This window comes from Candidatus Villigracilis sp., from assembly GCF_057083605.1.
The window spans coordinates 1-15,439 of sequence record NZ_JBXMTI010000078.1 but is presented as its reverse complement, the minus strand read 5'-3'; the positions used below and the strand labels follow the sequence as shown (position 1 = coordinate 15,439).

Sequence of the window (15,439 nt, the reverse complement as noted above, 5' to 3'; positions counted from 1 at the left end):
TCATAGTAATCGACTAATCATCCAACAAATCAGCCAGGAAACTGAACAAACCGCCAGATTCTGCTTTCTCTTCCTGCTGCTGTTCTGGCAGGTCGCTTGCCACGACTCCGTTCTGGCCGTTGATGAGCACCAGATGCTCACGCCCACCAAACGGGATTTCGGTCATCCACACGGGCAATAAATTGAGCTTGAATGAATCGATTACAAGATTTGCCGATGAAGTGTGAATGATCTTTACCTCGCTGACGAGGTTTGGTAATTCCTTTTTATATCTCCGAAAAGCCTGACTGCGCGCCTCCAGCGATGCATCTGCCATGGGCACATCATAAATTTCAGCAGGCCAGCTTGCAAGGAAACGCGGATCGTAAGGCTTGAGCGACTTTAAGTCGAAGGCGGGGATCAGCTTCAAGAAAACAGCAGACAGTTTTCGGGAGGCGGGAAGCGGCAAGTCATCCACCATTACGGGATATTGATCTGTAACCCTAATCACATTGCTGTCATCGTTCTTTAAGAATATATCGCTCTGGCTATCAAACATCTCGCCTGTGTAATCAATAGCGCCGCCAATATCGAATGTCCACAGCGGAAGGTAGAGTCCGCGCGGAGGCTCAACCTGCTTCTCTGGCTGGATGCCATTTTCCTGCACCCATTGGATGAGAAGTTTTACGGCCTGTTTCTGGTCAAAGGCATGTGGGATGATGGCATCGGGCGCAAGCAGATCTTTTGATTTTTCCAAACTGACCACATGTGGAGAATCGCAATAAACACAATTTGCAGAAATTTGCCTGGGCGGCAAAATGAATTCCGCGCCGCAACCATTACAATGAAAGACCTGTTCCTGCAACGGCCTGCCATGTCCCTTCATGGTTGCCATGGCAATGATGAAATCTTTTTCGTCATTGGTTGGCCCTTCATCCAGCGCATGACCGCGCGTGCAATAATCACATACCAATGACTGGCCATCCGGTGCAAATGACATGCGCCCTCCGCATTTGGGGCACATGAATCTTTGTGCATCTGCATTGCGCATGCCTTCCGGCGCGGAGGGTAATTGATCCGGGTTCACAACTTCATCAGCCTGAAGTTTGCCATCCAGGATCGCAAGCGCACGCCTCGCACGTGCATGACGCAAGTCATGCGAAAGGCAATTCATTAACGCCTTCCGTTTTTCAGCGGGCTCATCCGTCACCTCGCCCATCCAATACCATGCTTCGGCCAGCACATCGTATGAGCCAGCCATGTAAATGGCGCGGTCCAAGTAGCGGCGGGCGGTGCTTTTATTGCCAGCCTTCGCTTCGATAATTCCAGTGCGGAGGAGTTCTTTTGAATAATTGCTGCTCATGATCCTATTCCGTGATTCGTGATCCGTAAGTTACGTATTACGAATTCGCATTACTTTCGCACCAATGCATCCGTCATTTTTGCAATACGGGCCATTTCTTTCACATCATGCACGCGGATCATATCCGCGCCGCGCGTGATTCCAACAGAGACCGTTGCCGCTGTGCCTTCCACTCTTTGATCGGCGGGCAAGTCCAATGTGAAACCAATAAATGATTTTCTGGATGTACCCAGCAGAATCGGATACCCCAACAAACGAATTTCATCCAGCCGGTTGACCAGCTCAAGGTTATGTTCCCGCGTCTTTCCAAAGCCGATACCTGGATCCAACACAATATGCGACTCTGTCACCCCGGCCTCTTTCGCCAAAGCCACGCTTTTGAGCAATTCCCGCTTCACATCTTCGATCAGGTTTTGATATTCGGAACCGATATAGGCATTACCAAGTTTCTCACGCACATCCACGCTGGCAGGGTTGCTGCGATTGTGCATAAGAATGACTGGCACCTTATATTTCGCGACGACATGTGCTAATTCAGAGTCCGCGCGCAAGCCCCACACATCGTTGACAATCTGTGCGCCTGCCTTGATCGCTTCTTCAGCAACTTGTGCTTTGCATGTATCAATTGAAATTAACGCATCCGGGAAAGTTTTGTGAATAGCATGGATGACCGGAATTACGCGCTCCATTTCTTCATCGGCAGTGACCGGAGCAGAGCCTGGGCGGGTCGATTCTCCGCCCACATCCAGAACGTCTGCACCGGATGAAATAAATTCATCCGCCTGCGACAATGCCGCCTGAACCATATCCCCTTTTGCAATGATGCCATCCCCCGAAAAAGAATCAGGAGTCACATTTAAGATGCCCATCACATAGGTGCGGGAACCCCAGTCAAATGTGAACTTCCCGATCTGTAGAGAAGGTGATTTCATAATTCAATATGTCATTGCAAGGAGGGCTTTAGCCCGACGACACTTGCGCCGCACGCCAGTGCGGTGAGCAATCTCCGGCAACATTGGAGATTGCTTCGGATGGAAAAGCACCACCCTCGCAATGACATCAGGGAATCTGATCCAGCGGACGTGCCAGCCAGGCTTCTGCTTCGTTGATGTCTGTAAATATCTTCATCGCTGACGCCAAATTCGCTTCTGCGAGCGCGGCCACTTTACGGATCGCATCCGCAACAGATTGGTCTGCCACCACAACCGCCACGCGGATGTTACGCGCAGAGGGGTCGCTATTTGCGTCCACTGCCATGCGGATGGCTTTTTCAGGAATGTCTTTCACCGCGCGCAAGTCATATAGGTTGCGTGTGCGGCGGTCAACGCCAAGCAGATGTTGAAGCGCAAATTCATGCCAATGCGCCAGTGTAGTATCGGAAAGATCGGTGAAGGTCAATGTCATGCCGCCATCACCGCGGCGGATGACCGAGTAACCAACATCGGGTGCGGGAGTCCAGTTAAGTGGTTTCGAGTCAGTCATGGGGTTTCTCCTGTTTGATAAATTTGATTATAACGCAGGCTTAAAACAATTTTTCAATTTTTAGAATCACATGCTATAATGCGGTTCTCCCGGGCGCTTAGCTCAGTTGGTTAGAGCACTTCGTTTACACCGAAGGGGTCGGGGGTTCGAGTCCCTCAGCGCCCACAATGAATCCTGCTTTCGCAGGATTATTTATTTCCACTGAAACATCATCAATTCTCTGCATACTGCATACTGCCCACCGTCCACTGCCCACTCTTTCACCTCTGCTATAATCTCAAACATGATTCTTGTCACCGGCGCTACAGGTTTTATTGGACGTACTCTCGTGCGCCAGCTTTCATCCATTGGATATCCATTGCGCGCATTGATCCGCCCTTCGCCACGCACACCGCGCCTGCCAAAAGGTGTCCCTGTGGAAGTGGCAGTGGTATCCCTGGCAGACAAACGCGGGTTGCGTGCAGCCCTCCGCGATGTAGAAACCGTCTTCCATCTTGCCAGCGCGGAAAATCAGGGCAGCCGCGGCGATCTATTAACAGCAGATATTCAAGGCACAGAAAATCTCGTCGAAGCAGCAGCAGATGCGGGCGTAGATCGGATCGTTTATCTTAGTCATATCGGTGCAGCGCGCGCTTCGGGATATCCCGCCTTCAAAGCAAAAGGAATTGCCGAAGAACACATCCGCAACGGCAAAGTGCCTTATACCATCCTGCGCACTTCGCTTGTCTACGGGCCCGAAGATCATTTTACAAATAACCTCTCGCGCTTGATCCGTTCATCGTTGGGCGTGTTCCCGATCCCAGCCGGCGGGCGGACAGTGGTGCAACCTGTATGGGTGGAAGACCTTGTGACCTGCATGTTGTGGTCGCTTGAAAACAGTAATACCATCAACCAGGTTTATGAACTTGGCGGTAGTGAATTTTTTACATTGCAGCAGATCATCGAAACCATCATGAGTGTAACGCGCAGGAATCGTTATCTGCTTACTTTGTCGCCGATCACCTTGCGCGCCTTCACGGTATTTCTCGAAGGCGTCGTTCCCAATTTTCCAATATCATCCTTCTGGCTCGATTACTTTGCCGTGAACCGCACCTGCGCCATTGATTCCATGCCGCGTTATTTTGGGTTGATGCCTGCGCGCTTCACCTACCGACTCGATTATTTAATTCGCAAACCCTGGTATCAACGCGCATGGGAGGGCATTACAAAAGGAGCTGCGTCCCTGCGCCCACGATAACTATGACAAAGTTCAACATTCGCCTTATTGAAACCCCGGAAGAAATGGGACTCGTTGAAGAACTACAACGCGCAGTCTGGCCTGGCTCTGAAACCGATATTGTCCCCATGCACATGTTGATCACTGCCGTCCACAACGGCGGCCTTGTGTTGGGCGCATTCGCGGATGAAAAATTAATCGGCTTTGTGTTTGGCTTTCCCGGCCTCGAAGGTACGCCCGACGGCCCGCGCCCCAAACATTGCTCACACATGATGGGCATTCATCCCGATCACCGTGACAGCGGCGCGGGCTTTGCACTCAAACGCGCACAATGGCAAATGGTGCGGCATCAGGGTCTCGATCACATCACGTGGACCTATGATCCGCTGCTTAGCCGCAACGCCTATCTCAACATCGCAAAACTTGGCGCGGTCTGCACCACCTATCGCCGCGCAGAATATGGCGAAATGCGCGATGGACTCAACATAGGTTTGCCTTCCGACCGTTTTCAATTGGATTGGTGGATCAACACCCGCCGCGTTGAAAGCAGACTCGGCAAACGTTCACGTCCCACCCTTAAATTGGATCACGTAGCCCGCTCCGGTCTGCATCCATTTTATACGCCTCAAACTCTGACCGATGGCCTGCCTCGCCCACCCGAGCATGTTCCTCCACTTGAAGACCGCCTGCTGCTGGCCGAGATCCCCGGTGATTTCGCATCACTCAAATCCAAAGATTTTTCCCTCGCACGCGACTGGCGCTTCTTCACTCGTGAACTTTTTGAGACCGCCTTCAAATTGAATTACATCGTCACTGATTTTATATTTGATAGAAATGAAGGCAACCCGCGCGGGTTATATGTATTAACTCATGGCGAAAGCACGCTGGATGAATTTGAGTAAACTCTGGAGTCAAGCGGCTTGCCGCTTGATTACTTCCATCAGCAAGTTGATGGAATCCAAAGTCATTAACGCATGAGACGCCCTTGCGGACGTCTCAGCGGTTGGATGGGGAAACCTTATCAGGGCAGGGACTTACCTCCGTGTGGATGGATTTTGATCGTGATTCATGGCGCTCATGCCAACGGGGTGATAAGTTGGCTCGGGAATGTTGACGTTATAGTTTGAAATGGGAGCAGGTCGCGGCTTGGGTGCAGGACGAGGATAATTGGTGGCGGGCAGGTTCGAGGTCCGCGGTTGAGGCGAAGGGGACGAATAGACAGGGTTATTGCGATACGTGGATTGCTGAGTGCGCACATCCGCAAGTGTGAAGAGTCGTTCACCTGCCACGGAAAAAGTTCCAATGATGAGCACGCGGATCAGCCAGACCATGCCAGCTACAAGTATTGGAACAATCTTGATCATAGCAGCCTGTCCGATCAACGAGCCGCCTTGGGCGCTATGATTGAGAATGGCAACCGACACACCCCACCAAGTGAGCATGGCGTTGAAGCCAGCCGCAAGGAGCCAGGCTCCAAAGAGATACCAGACCTCGGCAGGTTCATCCCGTCCCTGTTCAGGCGTGAAGATGCGGGCAATGCCGGCAAAGTCGATTCCGCAAAAGGCAAAGGCCAGCACAGTGGACCAGCGCAAGCCTGCAAACTGTAAATCGCCGAGAACATCTCGCAGGGCAAACGAGGTTGTGCCAAAGTTGAATATTTCAAAGGCGAGCAGAGCACTGATGAGGATGGCCCCAAAGATCGCGCCACGCTTAAGTGAAGCGTTTTTGAGGAATGGTATCAACTGGATGTTGAAAGAACGGTTCATGGGAATTCTCCTTTTTGGAACCAAGAGGGGCAAATCAACTGCTCTTAATATAGAACACTTGTTCTAATTTGTCAAGTTGGATTCGTTGCAGGTTTATTGCTTTTCCAAAATACGCCTCCCCATAAGTACCATTTGTATTACGAAAAAGCCAAAGGTGGGTTATAAATGAATATCTGAGGAGAGAGAAGTTTTATGAAACTGCGTGACCTGCTAAGGATTACCAGCCGTACTTTCGCGCTTGGCATCGAACGCCTGCCGGGCATTTTATGTGAAGCGACCACCATCGCCTATTTACTCCTGAGAGTTTCGGATTACCTCGAAGACAACGAAGAAATGGTCGTGGAAGACAAAGTTAAACTTTTAAATTTATGGGTAAACATCCTGCGGGAACAGGAACAGGTTGAAACCCTTACCAATCAATTGAAGGGGGCGGATACCAGTAACCCCGATGCCATTGTGGCACAACATGCAAATGAGATTTTATTACACCTGCACTCGCTCCCTTATCAGGTGCAGGAGATCATTATCCATCATGTGATCAACAGCACGCAGGGTATGGCTCGTTGGACAAAGCAAGGCCCAAATATGGTTGATGAGAACGACCTCGATGATTATATGTTTGAAGTAGCCGGGCGGGTTGGATATTTGGTAACGCAGCTATTTGCCTGGTACTCGTTCGCCATTCGCCGCAAGCAAAAGGAGATCATGCCGCTCGCGCGTGAATTTGGGCTGGCTCTGCAAACTGTGAATGTGATCCGCGGCCTGCGCGAAGACTTTGACCGCGGCTGGGTCTATATTCCCCGAAAATATCTTACAGACATGGGTCTTTCTCCTGAACAGTTCTTCGACCCGGAACACCGTCAGCAGGCGTTAAAAGTGTTGGACATGATGACAGAGAAGGCGGAACGACATCTCAAACAAGCATTGATTTATGTGAAGGCCCTGCCGTGGTGGCAGCATGGGATTCGGCTTGGTTGTATCTTCCCATTAATGTTCGCGATCCGCACACTGGCGGTCAGCCGCCATAATGCTGAAGTATTTGCGAATGAAGCCAAGATCACCCGCGATGAAGTAAAACAGATCGTATTGGATTCGACCTTATGGGGCTGGTCCAACGTCTGGTTGGATAATTATTACAAAAAATTGAATGTAGTTGATGGTTGAGTTTTTTAGGAAACAAAAAAGCGGACGTTTTTATACGTCCGCTTTTTTGTTAAGGGGTAACAATTGTAAGCTGTTCGATGGGCACAGAGAGCTGCACCAAGGTTGCATATACCCAGGCGGTCTGCCCAGTCAGACCGGGAATCTCAACCAGGATCCAAAGGTTGTCTGCGGTTCTTCCAAGGGCAACAGTGGTGGTCTGAATTGCAAGGATGCCCGCCTCGGCTGCGTTCAGGTCTGGGGCAGTTCGCAAGTTAACCCCGTTTGGGCCGGGGTTGATGACTGTAATGACAGGAGCAACTGTCGAGGAGGTTGGAAGCGCGTTTGCATCCGGTGTGGAAAGATTTGGGGTAGGAGATGAGGGAATGGTAAGGGTCAACCCGAGCAGGCGCGCAAGTTCTATATCATATTGTGTATGCAGTTCACGCGATTTTGAAATGCCAGCATTTACCAAAGCTACATCTGAATTGCTCATGAAAGCCATGAGTGTTTGCACCACAATCGTCATATGTGTGATTTGCAGTTTTTTCAGATCTTGCAGGCAGGAAGGTACAGCCTGATCTTCTGCATCACGCAGAACACGCTGCAATTCCGGGATGATTAAAACCATTTGCGATTGGGGTGTATTGGAAGCCAGCGCGGAATAATCATCGAATTCGCGCATCAACTTGTTGATTTTGGCAGCCTCTGCGGGCAGATTGGCGGAGGAGCAAAGGTCTAGTGTAGGTGTAATCGTAGGCACTTCTGGGGCAGCGGTGGTCACTTCACCGCCACAAGCAGCAAGGAAGGTAGACATACAAAATAGAATTATCAAGAGAGTTCGTAATTTCATTCGAGCATCCATCAAGTTCAAGAATAACTTTTGTTGGCATCATTGTAACAAAACATAGGCTTATTCTCCAAACAGAATCATTGACATAATTCATTGACTGAATTATGATTATGAGCAATAAAGTCTATTGGATTACTAGGAGTTGTTGATAAAGTGAGACTTTCCAAGCGTGGCGAATACGGCCTTCGGGCAATGATCGCATTGGCAGAACCCGCTGAAAAAAGCGATGCCCCACAGATGAAGCAGATCAAAGAGATCTCCCTGCGCGAGCAGATCTCCCCCAAGTTCCTTGAGCAGATCCTTCTGACGCTCAAGAATGCGGGGATGCTTCATAGCAAGATGGGGGTCGGCGGTGGGTATTACCTGGCCAGGTCTGCCAAAGAGATCACCCTGGGACAAATCTTCCGCGTGTTGGACGGCCCCGTAGCTCCGATCAAGTGTGTCAGCCAGATGGCTTATGAGCCTTGTGGCTGCCCCGATGAAGAGACTTGCGGCTTGCGCCTGGCGATGGGCGATGTGCGAAATGCCATTGCTGACATTCTGGATAACACCTCGCTGGCTGATGTGACTAAACGTCAGAGCGCGGTCCGCAAAAAGCTCGGTGTCAAATAAGATAATGAAACTGCGTACGGGGAGCGCATTTTTATTTATCTCAAAAGCCTATTATTACCATAGACTTTATTGCCTAATGTACAATATATAACAAAACAGGAGATAAATAATGAAACGACCAGCTTTAATATTACTATCTGTCCTCATAATCGCCTCCCTGCTTTTAGCAGCCTGTGGTTCAACTACACCTGCGGAAACTCAGGCTCCGGCTGACGGGCAACTCAGTGGAACCATTTCCATCTCAGGTGCTTTTGCCCTCTATCCCATGATGACCGTCTGGGCTGATGAATTTACCAAGCTTCACCTCGATGTTCAATTCGATGTCCAGGGTGGCGGCGCGGGCAAAGGCATGACCGATACCATCGCGGGCGCAGTCGATATCGGCATGATCTCGCGTACCATCAAACCGGAAGAGGAATCGCAGGGAATCTTCTGGGTGTCGGTGACGAAAGACGCTGTCTTCCCGATCATCAGCACTGAGAATCCTGTAGCGGAACAACTCCTCGCCAAAGGCATTTCACAAGAAGTCTTCAATAAAATTTACATTACCGGCGAAATCACCACCTGGGGCGAAGTAGTGGGTGATCCGTCCATTACAGATGAGATCAATATATTTACACGTTCCGATGCCTCCGGCGCTGCAGAGCAATGGGCAAAGTATGCCGGCGGTGAAGCCCAGGAAGACCTTAAGGGCATTGGCATCAGCGGTGAACCCGCCATGTTGGACACTATCATCAAAGACCCGCTCGGCATTGGCTATGGCAACTTGAACAGTATTTTCGACATGAGCAATGGTAATATTGTTCCAGGTGTCATCATCCCGCCGATTGACATCGACAATAATGGTCAGGCAGATGCGGCTGAGATTTATCAGGTAAAGGAGGATGCGTTCGCGGCAGTTGCAAATGGCACATATCCATCGCCTCCCGCTCGCTTCGAGAATCTTGCAACCTTGGGCAAACCCGAAGGACTGACCCTGGCTTTCATCGAATGGATATTGACTGACGGCCAGCGATACCTTGAATCAGCCGGTTTTGTGCCACTCACTCCTGAGCAACAAGCTGAGTCGCTTGAAAAACTCAAATGAGTCCAGTAAATCCCACGTTTTCAAATCAATCGAATAATCAAACAGAAGGTCGGCCCCACCGGCCTTCTGTCCCTGCCCGCACCCGCAAGGATCAAAGAGCAAGACGCACATTTTTTATCATCACATTATTTCCCGTACTATTGATCCTGATCATCACAGTCGCATTGCTCATTCGCGCCTGGCCCATCATGAGTGTGTATCGTTTATCAGACTTGCTCCTTGGAGAAATCTGGAAGCCCAATAACGGTCAATTCGGCTTCCTGCCTTTCATCCTTGGAACTGTTTGGGCTACAACGGTTGGCGTTATTCTTTCAGTTCCCGCTTGTTTGCTCGTCTCCATTTATCTCGCAGAATACGCCCACGCCCGCACTCGTGCGATAGCCAAACCCATTCTGGATTTGCTGGCCGCCATTCCGCCGGTTGTCTACGGCGTTTGGGGATTACTTTCCATCGTCCCATTTGTGGATGACGTGCTCGCGCCTCTTTCCGATCGTTGGCTTGGTGCTGTTCCGATCTTCAGCGTTAACCAGCCGACAGGATTCGGGATCCTCGCAGGCGGGATCGTGCTTGCGGTCATGATCGCACCGCTTATTATCTCGGTCACATTCGAAGTATTCTCCACCGTCCCCAATGACTTGAGACATGCCTCATTGGGAGTCGGTGCGACCCAATGGCAGACCATTCGCAACATTGTCCTGCCCCAGGTCTTGCCGGGCATCATTGCCGCAGTAGTGCTTGGCGCATCGCGCGCCCTCGGCGAGACCATCGCTGTGTTGATGGTGGTGGGCAATGTCCCCAATGTGCCGACCTCCATTTTTGATTCGGCCTATCCGCTCCCGGCGTTGATTGCTAACAACTATGGCGAAATGATGTCGATTCCATTATATGATGCAGCTCTTCTCGGCGCAGCGCTTGTCTTATTGGTAGTTATTCTCATCTTTAACATCCTTTCCACCCTGGTTCTTCAAAGAATGTTGAGGCGAAAATGGGCATGAAGAAAAAGCACCTCCAAAAACGGCATCTGGTTGAATGGTTCATGAAGACCATCATGCGTATTGCGTTTGTGATCGTGGCTAGCGCGCTCGGTCTCATTTTATGGACGATCCTATCACGCGGCCTCCCTGCCCTTTCCTGGGATATGGTCTCGCAAGTACCCAAAGGCGGCTACTACCTGGGCAAAGAGGGTGGCATACTCAATGCGATCATTGGTTCAGCATATCTGGCCAGTGGCGGAACGTTACTCGCCATCATCTTCAGCCTGCCAATTGCCCTGTACCTGAAAGCCTACCTTGGTGACTCAAGATGGGGTGGTTATATTCGCCTTGCCCTGGATGTGCTATGGGGCATCCCGTCCGTTGTTTATGGCGCATTTGGTTTTGCGCTGATGATCGCCTTTGGTTTACGCGCTTCATTATTGGCAGGCATCATCGTACTCGCGTTGATCGAACTTCCGATCATGACCCGCGCCATGGATGAGGTGATCCGCCGTATGCCCGCAGAACTGGAACATGCCGCGTTTGCATTGGGTTCCACCAATTTTGAAGTAGCCATGCGCGTGATCACCCGGCAAATGCTGCCTGGCATTGTCACTGCTGTTTTGCTGGCCTTTGGCCGCGGCATCGGTGATGCGGCTTCCGTATTATTCACCGCAGGTTACACAGACCGAATTCCCACATCTCTTATGCGCCCAACCGCATCATTGCCTCTGGCAGTATTCTTCCAACTCGGGTCACCCTACCCAGAAGTGCAGCAGAGAGGCTACGCGGCGGCCTTGATATTAACGATCATCGTTCTTGTGGTCAGCCTCGGCTCGCGCTGGCTTTCAGCACGGTTGAACAAATATACGGTCAAGTAAGGAAAAAACATGGATGCTCATATTCAAGTAAAAAATCTCAACGTCTATTACGGTAAACAGCAGGCGTTGAAAAATATAAACATTGAAATCCCCAAGAATCAGATCACCGTGATCATGGGGCCCTCCGGCTGCGGCAAGACCACTCTGCTGAAGACCTTCAATCGTTTTTTGGAACTTACTGACGGCGCGAAAATTGACGGTGAAGTGCTGGTGGATGGCACAGATATATACGACAAGGATGTGGATGTAACCCAGGTTCGCAAGGTAGTTGGCCTGCTGGCACAGCGACCCTCGCCACTGCCCATGTCCATTTACGATAATGTTGTGTACGGAATGCGAATTCACAGAATGAAGAGAAGACGCAAGGAATATAAAGCCGCAGTGCAACACTATCTTGAAATTGCAGGTTTATGGGAAGAAGTGCACAAGCGATTGCACGACCCTGCCACTAGCCTCTCCATCGGACAACAGCAACGCCTTTGCCTGGCCCGCGGCCTGGCCGTTGAACCTGAAATTATCCTCGGTGATGAACCCACCTCCGCGCTGGACCCGATATCCTCGCAAAACATCGAAAGTCGCCTGCTGGACTTGAAACAGCAATATACAACTGTTATCGTTACTCATACTTTGCGTCAAGCCAAACGCCTCGCGAACTATGTCATTTATATGTATCTTGGTGAAGTTGTTGAAGCAGGACCTGCAAAGGAAGTATTTTCAAATCCCCAACATGAGCGGACAAAGCAATATCTTGAAGGGTTGTTCTAAAAATAAAGCTCCATCGGGGGCTAAGTCCCCGATGGAGCAGAGGTTCGTTACCAAGCTCCCGGTAATAATCTATAGCGCGTTTTCTGTGCGTACTCTTTATAGCCGGGTAGTTCATTCTGCAAAGTTTTATCCTCCAATGCGGTGCGGATGATCATTACAACTGCGAGTAGGATAGCCGGGATAAAAGCCCCATACGAATCCAATAAAAGGGGGATGAGTAAAAACCCAAGCAGGCCGCCGGCGTAGCCGGGGTGACGTACAATACGATATGGCCCCGTGGAAATGACATGATGTCCGCGCTCAGTTTGGATGCGGACAGTGCCGGAGAAAAAGCGATTCTCCACCAGCGCCCAGGAGGAAAAGCTATAACCGAAGAGAATGCCGGTCAGCGCAAGCAGGTGTACGGTCAAAGAAGAGGCGGGGGTGAGGGCGTAATATTTATCCACCCCGGCCACGACTAGAATCAAAACGGAACCCACGCCAAGCAGGGGTGCAAGGATCCTATCCCAAAATTTGGTGTCTTTGGCATCCATGAAGTGGGCGCGCTCTTTTATCAAATCTGGATGGCGCTGGTTAACGATTACGCGGCTGACGATAAAAGTCAGAATGCTCACAATGGCATAGGCCCAGGCCTGCCACCAATCCCATTGACGCGAAATCAGCAGCGGGATGAATGGCTCGATCAACACGATCACAACCAATTGGATGAGAATGCGCAAAGTAAAGGTTTTCTCAGTTTCGGTCATAATTTCCTCCTTAACCATTATAATAATCACAGACACTGGAAACAAACATGAAACTTATCCGCATTATCTTTTTACTTTTGATCGCAGTCATGGGATTCCAATCCGCCTTTGCGCAAAGTGATGCTCCTCTCGCCATTATCATGACAGCCGACGGCCCCATCATGCCGCCCATGTTGGAATACTTCGAGCGCGGCATTAAAACCGCCGAGCAGCGCAACGCGGAAGTGATCATCATTCAGTTGAATACACCCGGTGGCAGCGTGGATACCATGCTCTCGATGATCCAGGTGATGCGGGCCAGCAAGGTGCCGGTGGTCGTGTACGTTTCACCCAACGATGCGATTGCAGGCAGTGCCGGTGCATTGATTACCATGGCCGGGCACGCCTCTGCCATGGCGCCCAAGACGGCCATTGGCGCGGCCAGCCCAATTGATAGTTCCGGCGCGGATATTGAATCCACGCTTGAAACGAAAGTAAAAGAAATTTTAAAAGCCCGAGCACGTGCGTTGGTGGAAGATCGCGGTAAGCAAGCTACCGAATTGGCCGAAGCCATGATCGACGATGCGAAAGCCGTCACTGCCAAAGAAGCGCTCGAAGCCAACCTGATCGATTTTATTTCCGACGATACTGAAGACCTGCTTCAATCCCTGAATGGCTTCACCGTTCAAATGGAAGACGGCAAACGCACTCTCAATACAGAAGATATCCGCTTACAAGACGTGAACATCAGTTTCATCGAACAACTACTGTTACTGTTAACCGACCCGAACATCGCTTTCCTTTTGCTTGCCATCGGCGTGCAAGGCGTTCTGATCGAGCTTTCATCGCCGGGTGGATGGGTAGCGGGATTTATTGGCGCGGTCTGTTTGACTTTGGCTATTTACGGCATGGGCGTATTATCCATCAACTGGTTTGGGATGATCTTTCTGCTGATCGCCTTTGTTTTATTCATCCTCGATCTTAAAGCGCCGACACATGGTGCGCTCACTACCGCAGGTGTTGCTTCATTTATTATCGGTGCGCTGGTTTTGTTCAACTCACCCGGCACGCCGCAATTCCAGCGGGTATCTGTTCCACTGGTTGTGGGCATGGGCATCTTCCTCGGCTTGTTGACTTTTACCGTGCTGATGTTCGCCATCCGCGCGCAGCGCGCTCCCATCCGCATCGGCGTGGAGTCGATGGTTGGGAAAACAGGAACAGCCAGAATGTTCAGCCATGAGGCGGGGCAGGTTCAGGTTGGAAGCGAATTATGGAGCGCAGAAAAAGCCGACGGCTCGGAATCCATCCGTAAGGGTGATTTCATCGAAGTTGTCGAAGTAAGAGGATTGAGATTGATCGTTAAGAAAAAATAATTGCTTCGTCATTGCGAGGAGGATGCTCTTTCCGACGAAGCAATCTCATCGTCAAGTTGGAGATTGCTTCGCGAAAAGCGCTCGCAATGACATAAACGCATCATAAAGGACCCTATGCCCGCTACACCTACGAGAGACAGAGTCAAACCCGAAACAGAGTCACGCCCGCTGCGCCGCCCGGATTGGATCAAAGTCCGCGCGCCTGCTGGTGAGACCTATGAACGCCTGCAAGTATTAATGCGCTCAAAGGAATTGCATACTGTATGTGAAGAAGCCATGTGCCCTAACCTTGGCGAATGTTGGGGAAGCGGCACTGCGACCTTCCTAATGCTTGGTGACGTATGCACGCGTACCTGCGCCTTCTGTGACATCAAACATGGCAAACCCACACTCATGGATTGGGGCGAGGCCGAGCGCGTGGCTCAAGCCGTCAAATCCATGGACTTGAAACACGCGGTCATTACATCCGTGAATCGCGATGAACGAAGGGACGGCGGAGCGCCAATCTTTGCGATGGTCATTCGCAGAATTCGTGAAGTGTTGCCCGGCTGTTCCATCGAAGTGTTGATCCCCGATTTCAAGGGTAGTATTGAAGCCTTGAAGATTGTGATGGATGCGCGCCCAGAGATATTGAATCACAATGTGGAAACAGTGCCGCGTTTGTTCAAGACCGTCCAGCCGCAGGATAATTACGAATGGGCCGCCGCGACTTTATCCAATGCCAAAAAGCTCGACCCCGAAGTGCTGACCAAATCAGGTATTATGCTCGGCCTCGGCGAAACCATGGACGAGGTCAAAGCCGTGATGCGTGACCAGCGCAGTTGGGGTGTGGACATTCTGACCATCGGCCAATACCTGCAGCCTAGCAAGAAACACATGCCCATGGACCGTTACTACACGATGGAAGAATTTGCAGAACTGCGCGATTACGGCAAAGAGGTCGGCTTCCAATGGGTGGAGTCGAATCCGCTGGTGCGGTCTTCGTATCATGCCGCAGATCAAGTCCGCGCGTTGAGTGTGGTGCATCGGAAGTTGTATGGGGAGCAAGCAAATTAACAATGGATGTCTCTAACCACTGGCGATATTTTCTATCTTTAGAAACTGATTTCAACAATACTCTCCGATTTGTAGAATATACTGAGGAACATAAAAGTGTATATTCTTTTGAGTTTGCCCGTCTATTGTTATTAACATGTTCCGAGTTAGACACTTTATTCAAAGTG

At 50.6% G+C, this 15,439-nt stretch carries 16 protein-coding genes and 1 tRNA gene; 11 read left to right on the top strand and 6 right to left on the bottom strand.

Going from position 1 to position 15,439, the window contains the following annotated elements; translation table 11 throughout:
- Positions 1-13: 13 nt before the first annotated feature.
- The 3 genes from AC14M5_RS11970 to AC14M5_RS11960 form a co-directional block, all read right to left on the bottom strand.
- The gene (locus tag AC14M5_RS11970) at positions 14-1,342 is read right to left on the bottom strand and encodes a TFIIB-type zinc ribbon-containing protein (protein ID WP_484029896.1); all 1,329 of its coding nucleotides are present in this window, start codon (positions 1,340-1,342) and stop codon (positions 14-16) included.
- A gap of 50 nt (positions 1,343-1,392) precedes the next feature.
- Positions 1,393-2,274, bottom strand: a complete 882-nt coding sequence (gene folP, locus AC14M5_RS11965) for a dihydropteroate synthase (RefSeq protein ID WP_484029895.1) — start codon at positions 2,272-2,274, stop codon at positions 1,393-1,395.
- 127 nt (positions 2,275-2,401) lie between these two features.
- Positions 2,402-2,824, bottom strand: a complete 423-nt coding sequence (locus AC14M5_RS11960) for a hypothetical protein (RefSeq protein ID WP_484029894.1) — start codon at positions 2,822-2,824, stop codon at positions 2,402-2,404.
- A 91-nt stretch (positions 2,825-2,915) separates the two neighbouring features.
- Here AC14M5_RS11960 and AC14M5_RS11955 point away from each other — a divergent pair.
- From AC14M5_RS11955 to AC14M5_RS11945, 3 genes are all read left to right on the top strand, one after another.
- Positions 2,916-2,989 (top strand) — tRNA-Val (locus AC14M5_RS11955).
- Positions 2,990-3,107: 118 nt separating this feature from the next.
- Positions 3,108-4,061: an SDR family oxidoreductase gene (locus tag AC14M5_RS11950; RefSeq protein WP_484029893.1), complete on the top strand. Its 954-nt coding sequence runs from the start codon at positions 3,108-3,110 to the stop codon at positions 4,059-4,061.
- A 2-nt stretch (positions 4,062-4,063) separates the two neighbouring features.
- The gene (locus AC14M5_RS11945; RefSeq protein WP_484029892.1) at positions 4,064-4,942 is read left to right on the top strand and encodes a GNAT family N-acetyltransferase; all 879 of its coding nucleotides are present in this window, start codon (positions 4,064-4,066) and stop codon (positions 4,940-4,942) included.
- A 132-nt stretch (positions 4,943-5,074) separates the two neighbouring features.
- Here the strand turns inward: AC14M5_RS11945 and AC14M5_RS11940 are convergent, their stop codons facing one another.
- Positions 5,075-5,806 (bottom strand): hypothetical protein, encoded by a 732-nt coding sequence (locus AC14M5_RS11940; RefSeq protein ID WP_484029891.1) that lies wholly within the window; start codon positions 5,804-5,806, stop codon positions 5,075-5,077.
- 192 nt (positions 5,807-5,998) lie between these two features.
- Between AC14M5_RS11940 and AC14M5_RS11935 the strand changes: the two genes are divergently transcribed.
- Positions 5,999-6,970: a squalene/phytoene synthase family protein gene (locus tag AC14M5_RS11935; RefSeq protein WP_484029890.1), complete on the top strand. Its 972-nt coding sequence runs from the start codon at positions 5,999-6,001 to the stop codon at positions 6,968-6,970.
- Between the two features lie 49 nt (positions 6,971-7,019).
- Here AC14M5_RS11935 and AC14M5_RS11930 read toward each other — a convergent pair whose 3' ends face one another.
- Positions 7,020-7,799: an SH3 domain-containing protein gene (locus tag AC14M5_RS11930; RefSeq protein ID WP_484029889.1), complete on the bottom strand. Its 780-nt coding sequence runs from the start codon at positions 7,797-7,799 to the stop codon at positions 7,020-7,022.
- Between the two features lie 153 nt (positions 7,800-7,952).
- On the opposite strand from AC14M5_RS11930, the gene AC14M5_RS11925 reads away from it, so the two are divergent.
- From AC14M5_RS11925 to AC14M5_RS11905, 5 genes are all read left to right on the top strand, one after another.
- On the top strand, positions 7,953-8,411 hold the full coding sequence (locus AC14M5_RS11925; protein WP_484029888.1) for an RrF2 family transcriptional regulator: 459 nt from the start codon (positions 7,953-7,955) through the stop codon (positions 8,409-8,411).
- 109 nt (positions 8,412-8,520) lie between these two features.
- Complete coding sequence (locus AC14M5_RS11920; protein ID WP_484029887.1) at positions 8,521-9,498, top strand: substrate-binding domain-containing protein; 978 nt, start codon at positions 8,521-8,523, stop codon at positions 9,496-9,498.
- On the top strand, positions 9,495-10,493 hold the full coding sequence (gene pstC / locus AC14M5_RS11915; protein WP_484029886.1) for a phosphate ABC transporter permease subunit PstC: 999 nt from the start codon (positions 9,495-9,497) through the stop codon (positions 10,491-10,493). Before AC14M5_RS11920 ends, pstC begins: the two co-directional genes overlap by 4 nt.
- Positions 10,490-11,353: a phosphate ABC transporter permease PstA gene (pstA, locus tag AC14M5_RS11910; RefSeq protein ID WP_484029885.1), complete on the top strand. Its 864-nt coding sequence runs from the start codon at positions 10,490-10,492 to the stop codon at positions 11,351-11,353. The genes pstC and pstA overlap by 4 nt, the downstream gene beginning before the upstream one ends.
- Before the next feature lie 9 nt (positions 11,354-11,362).
- Entirely contained in the window at positions 11,363-12,118 is a 756-nt protein-coding gene (locus tag AC14M5_RS11905; RefSeq protein ID WP_484029884.1) for a phosphate ABC transporter ATP-binding protein, read from the top strand.
- A 47-nt stretch (positions 12,119-12,165) separates the two neighbouring features.
- Here AC14M5_RS11905 and AC14M5_RS11900 read toward each other — a convergent pair whose 3' ends face one another.
- Positions 12,166-12,864, bottom strand: coding sequence for a methyltransferase family protein (locus AC14M5_RS11900; RefSeq protein ID WP_484029883.1), 699 nt, complete (start codon positions 12,862-12,864; stop codon positions 12,166-12,168).
- 47 nt (positions 12,865-12,911) lie between these two features.
- Here AC14M5_RS11900 and AC14M5_RS11895 point away from each other — a divergent pair, with 47 nt between their 5' ends.
- Both AC14M5_RS11895 and lipA read left to right on the top strand, forming a co-directional pair.
- Complete coding sequence (locus tag AC14M5_RS11895) at positions 12,912-14,216, top strand: NfeD family protein (protein WP_484029882.1); 1,305 nt, start codon at positions 12,912-12,914, stop codon at positions 14,214-14,216.
- Positions 14,217-14,330: 114 nt separating this feature from the next.
- Positions 14,331-15,272 carry a lipoyl synthase gene (gene lipA / locus AC14M5_RS11890; protein WP_484029881.1) on the top strand — a complete coding sequence of 314 codons (942 nt, stop codon included), beginning with the start codon at positions 14,331-14,333 and terminating at the stop codon, positions 15,270-15,272.
- Positions 15,273-15,439 lie beyond the last annotated feature (167 nt).

Coding starts and splice junctions, on each gene's coding strand:
- AC14M5_RS11970 (WP_484029896.1), bottom strand. CDS start 1,342: ATGAGCAGCAATTATTCAAAAGAACTCCTCCGCACTGGAATTATCGAA.
- folP (WP_484029895.1), bottom strand. CDS start 2,274: ATGAAATCACCTTCTCTACAGATCGGGAAGTTCACATTTGACTGGGGT.
- AC14M5_RS11960 (WP_484029894.1), bottom strand. CDS start 2,824: ATGACTGACTCGAAACCACTTAACTGGACTCCCGCACCCGATGTTGGT.
- AC14M5_RS11950 (WP_484029893.1), top strand. CDS start 3,108: ATGATTCTTGTCACCGGCGCTACAGGTTTTATTGGACGTACTCTCGTG.
- AC14M5_RS11945 (WP_484029892.1), top strand. CDS start 4,064: ATGACAAAGTTCAACATTCGCCTTATTGAAACCCCGGAAGAAATGGGA.
- AC14M5_RS11940 (WP_484029891.1), bottom strand. CDS start 5,806: ATGAACCGTTCTTTCAACATCCAGTTGATACCATTCCTCAAAAACGCT.
- AC14M5_RS11935 (WP_484029890.1), top strand. CDS start 5,999: ATGAAACTGCGTGACCTGCTAAGGATTACCAGCCGTACTTTCGCGCTT.
- AC14M5_RS11930 (WP_484029889.1), bottom strand. CDS start 7,799: ATGAAATTACGAACTCTCTTGATAATTCTATTTTGTATGTCTACCTTC.
- AC14M5_RS11920 (WP_484029887.1), top strand. CDS start 8,521: ATGAAACGACCAGCTTTAATATTACTATCTGTCCTCATAATCGCCTCC.
- pstC (WP_484029886.1), top strand. CDS start 9,495: ATGAGTCCAGTAAATCCCACGTTTTCAAATCAATCGAATAATCAAACA.
- pstA (WP_484029885.1), top strand. CDS start 10,490: ATGAAGAAAAAGCACCTCCAAAAACGGCATCTGGTTGAATGGTTCATG.
- AC14M5_RS11905 (WP_484029884.1), top strand. CDS start 11,363: ATGGATGCTCATATTCAAGTAAAAAATCTCAACGTCTATTACGGTAAA.
- AC14M5_RS11900 (WP_484029883.1), bottom strand. CDS start 12,864: ATGACCGAAACTGAGAAAACCTTTACTTTGCGCATTCTCATCCAATTG.
- AC14M5_RS11895 (WP_484029882.1), top strand. CDS start 12,912: ATGAAACTTATCCGCATTATCTTTTTACTTTTGATCGCAGTCATGGGA.
- lipA (WP_484029881.1), top strand. CDS start 14,331: ATGCCCGCTACACCTACGAGAGACAGAGTCAAACCCGAAACAGAGTCA.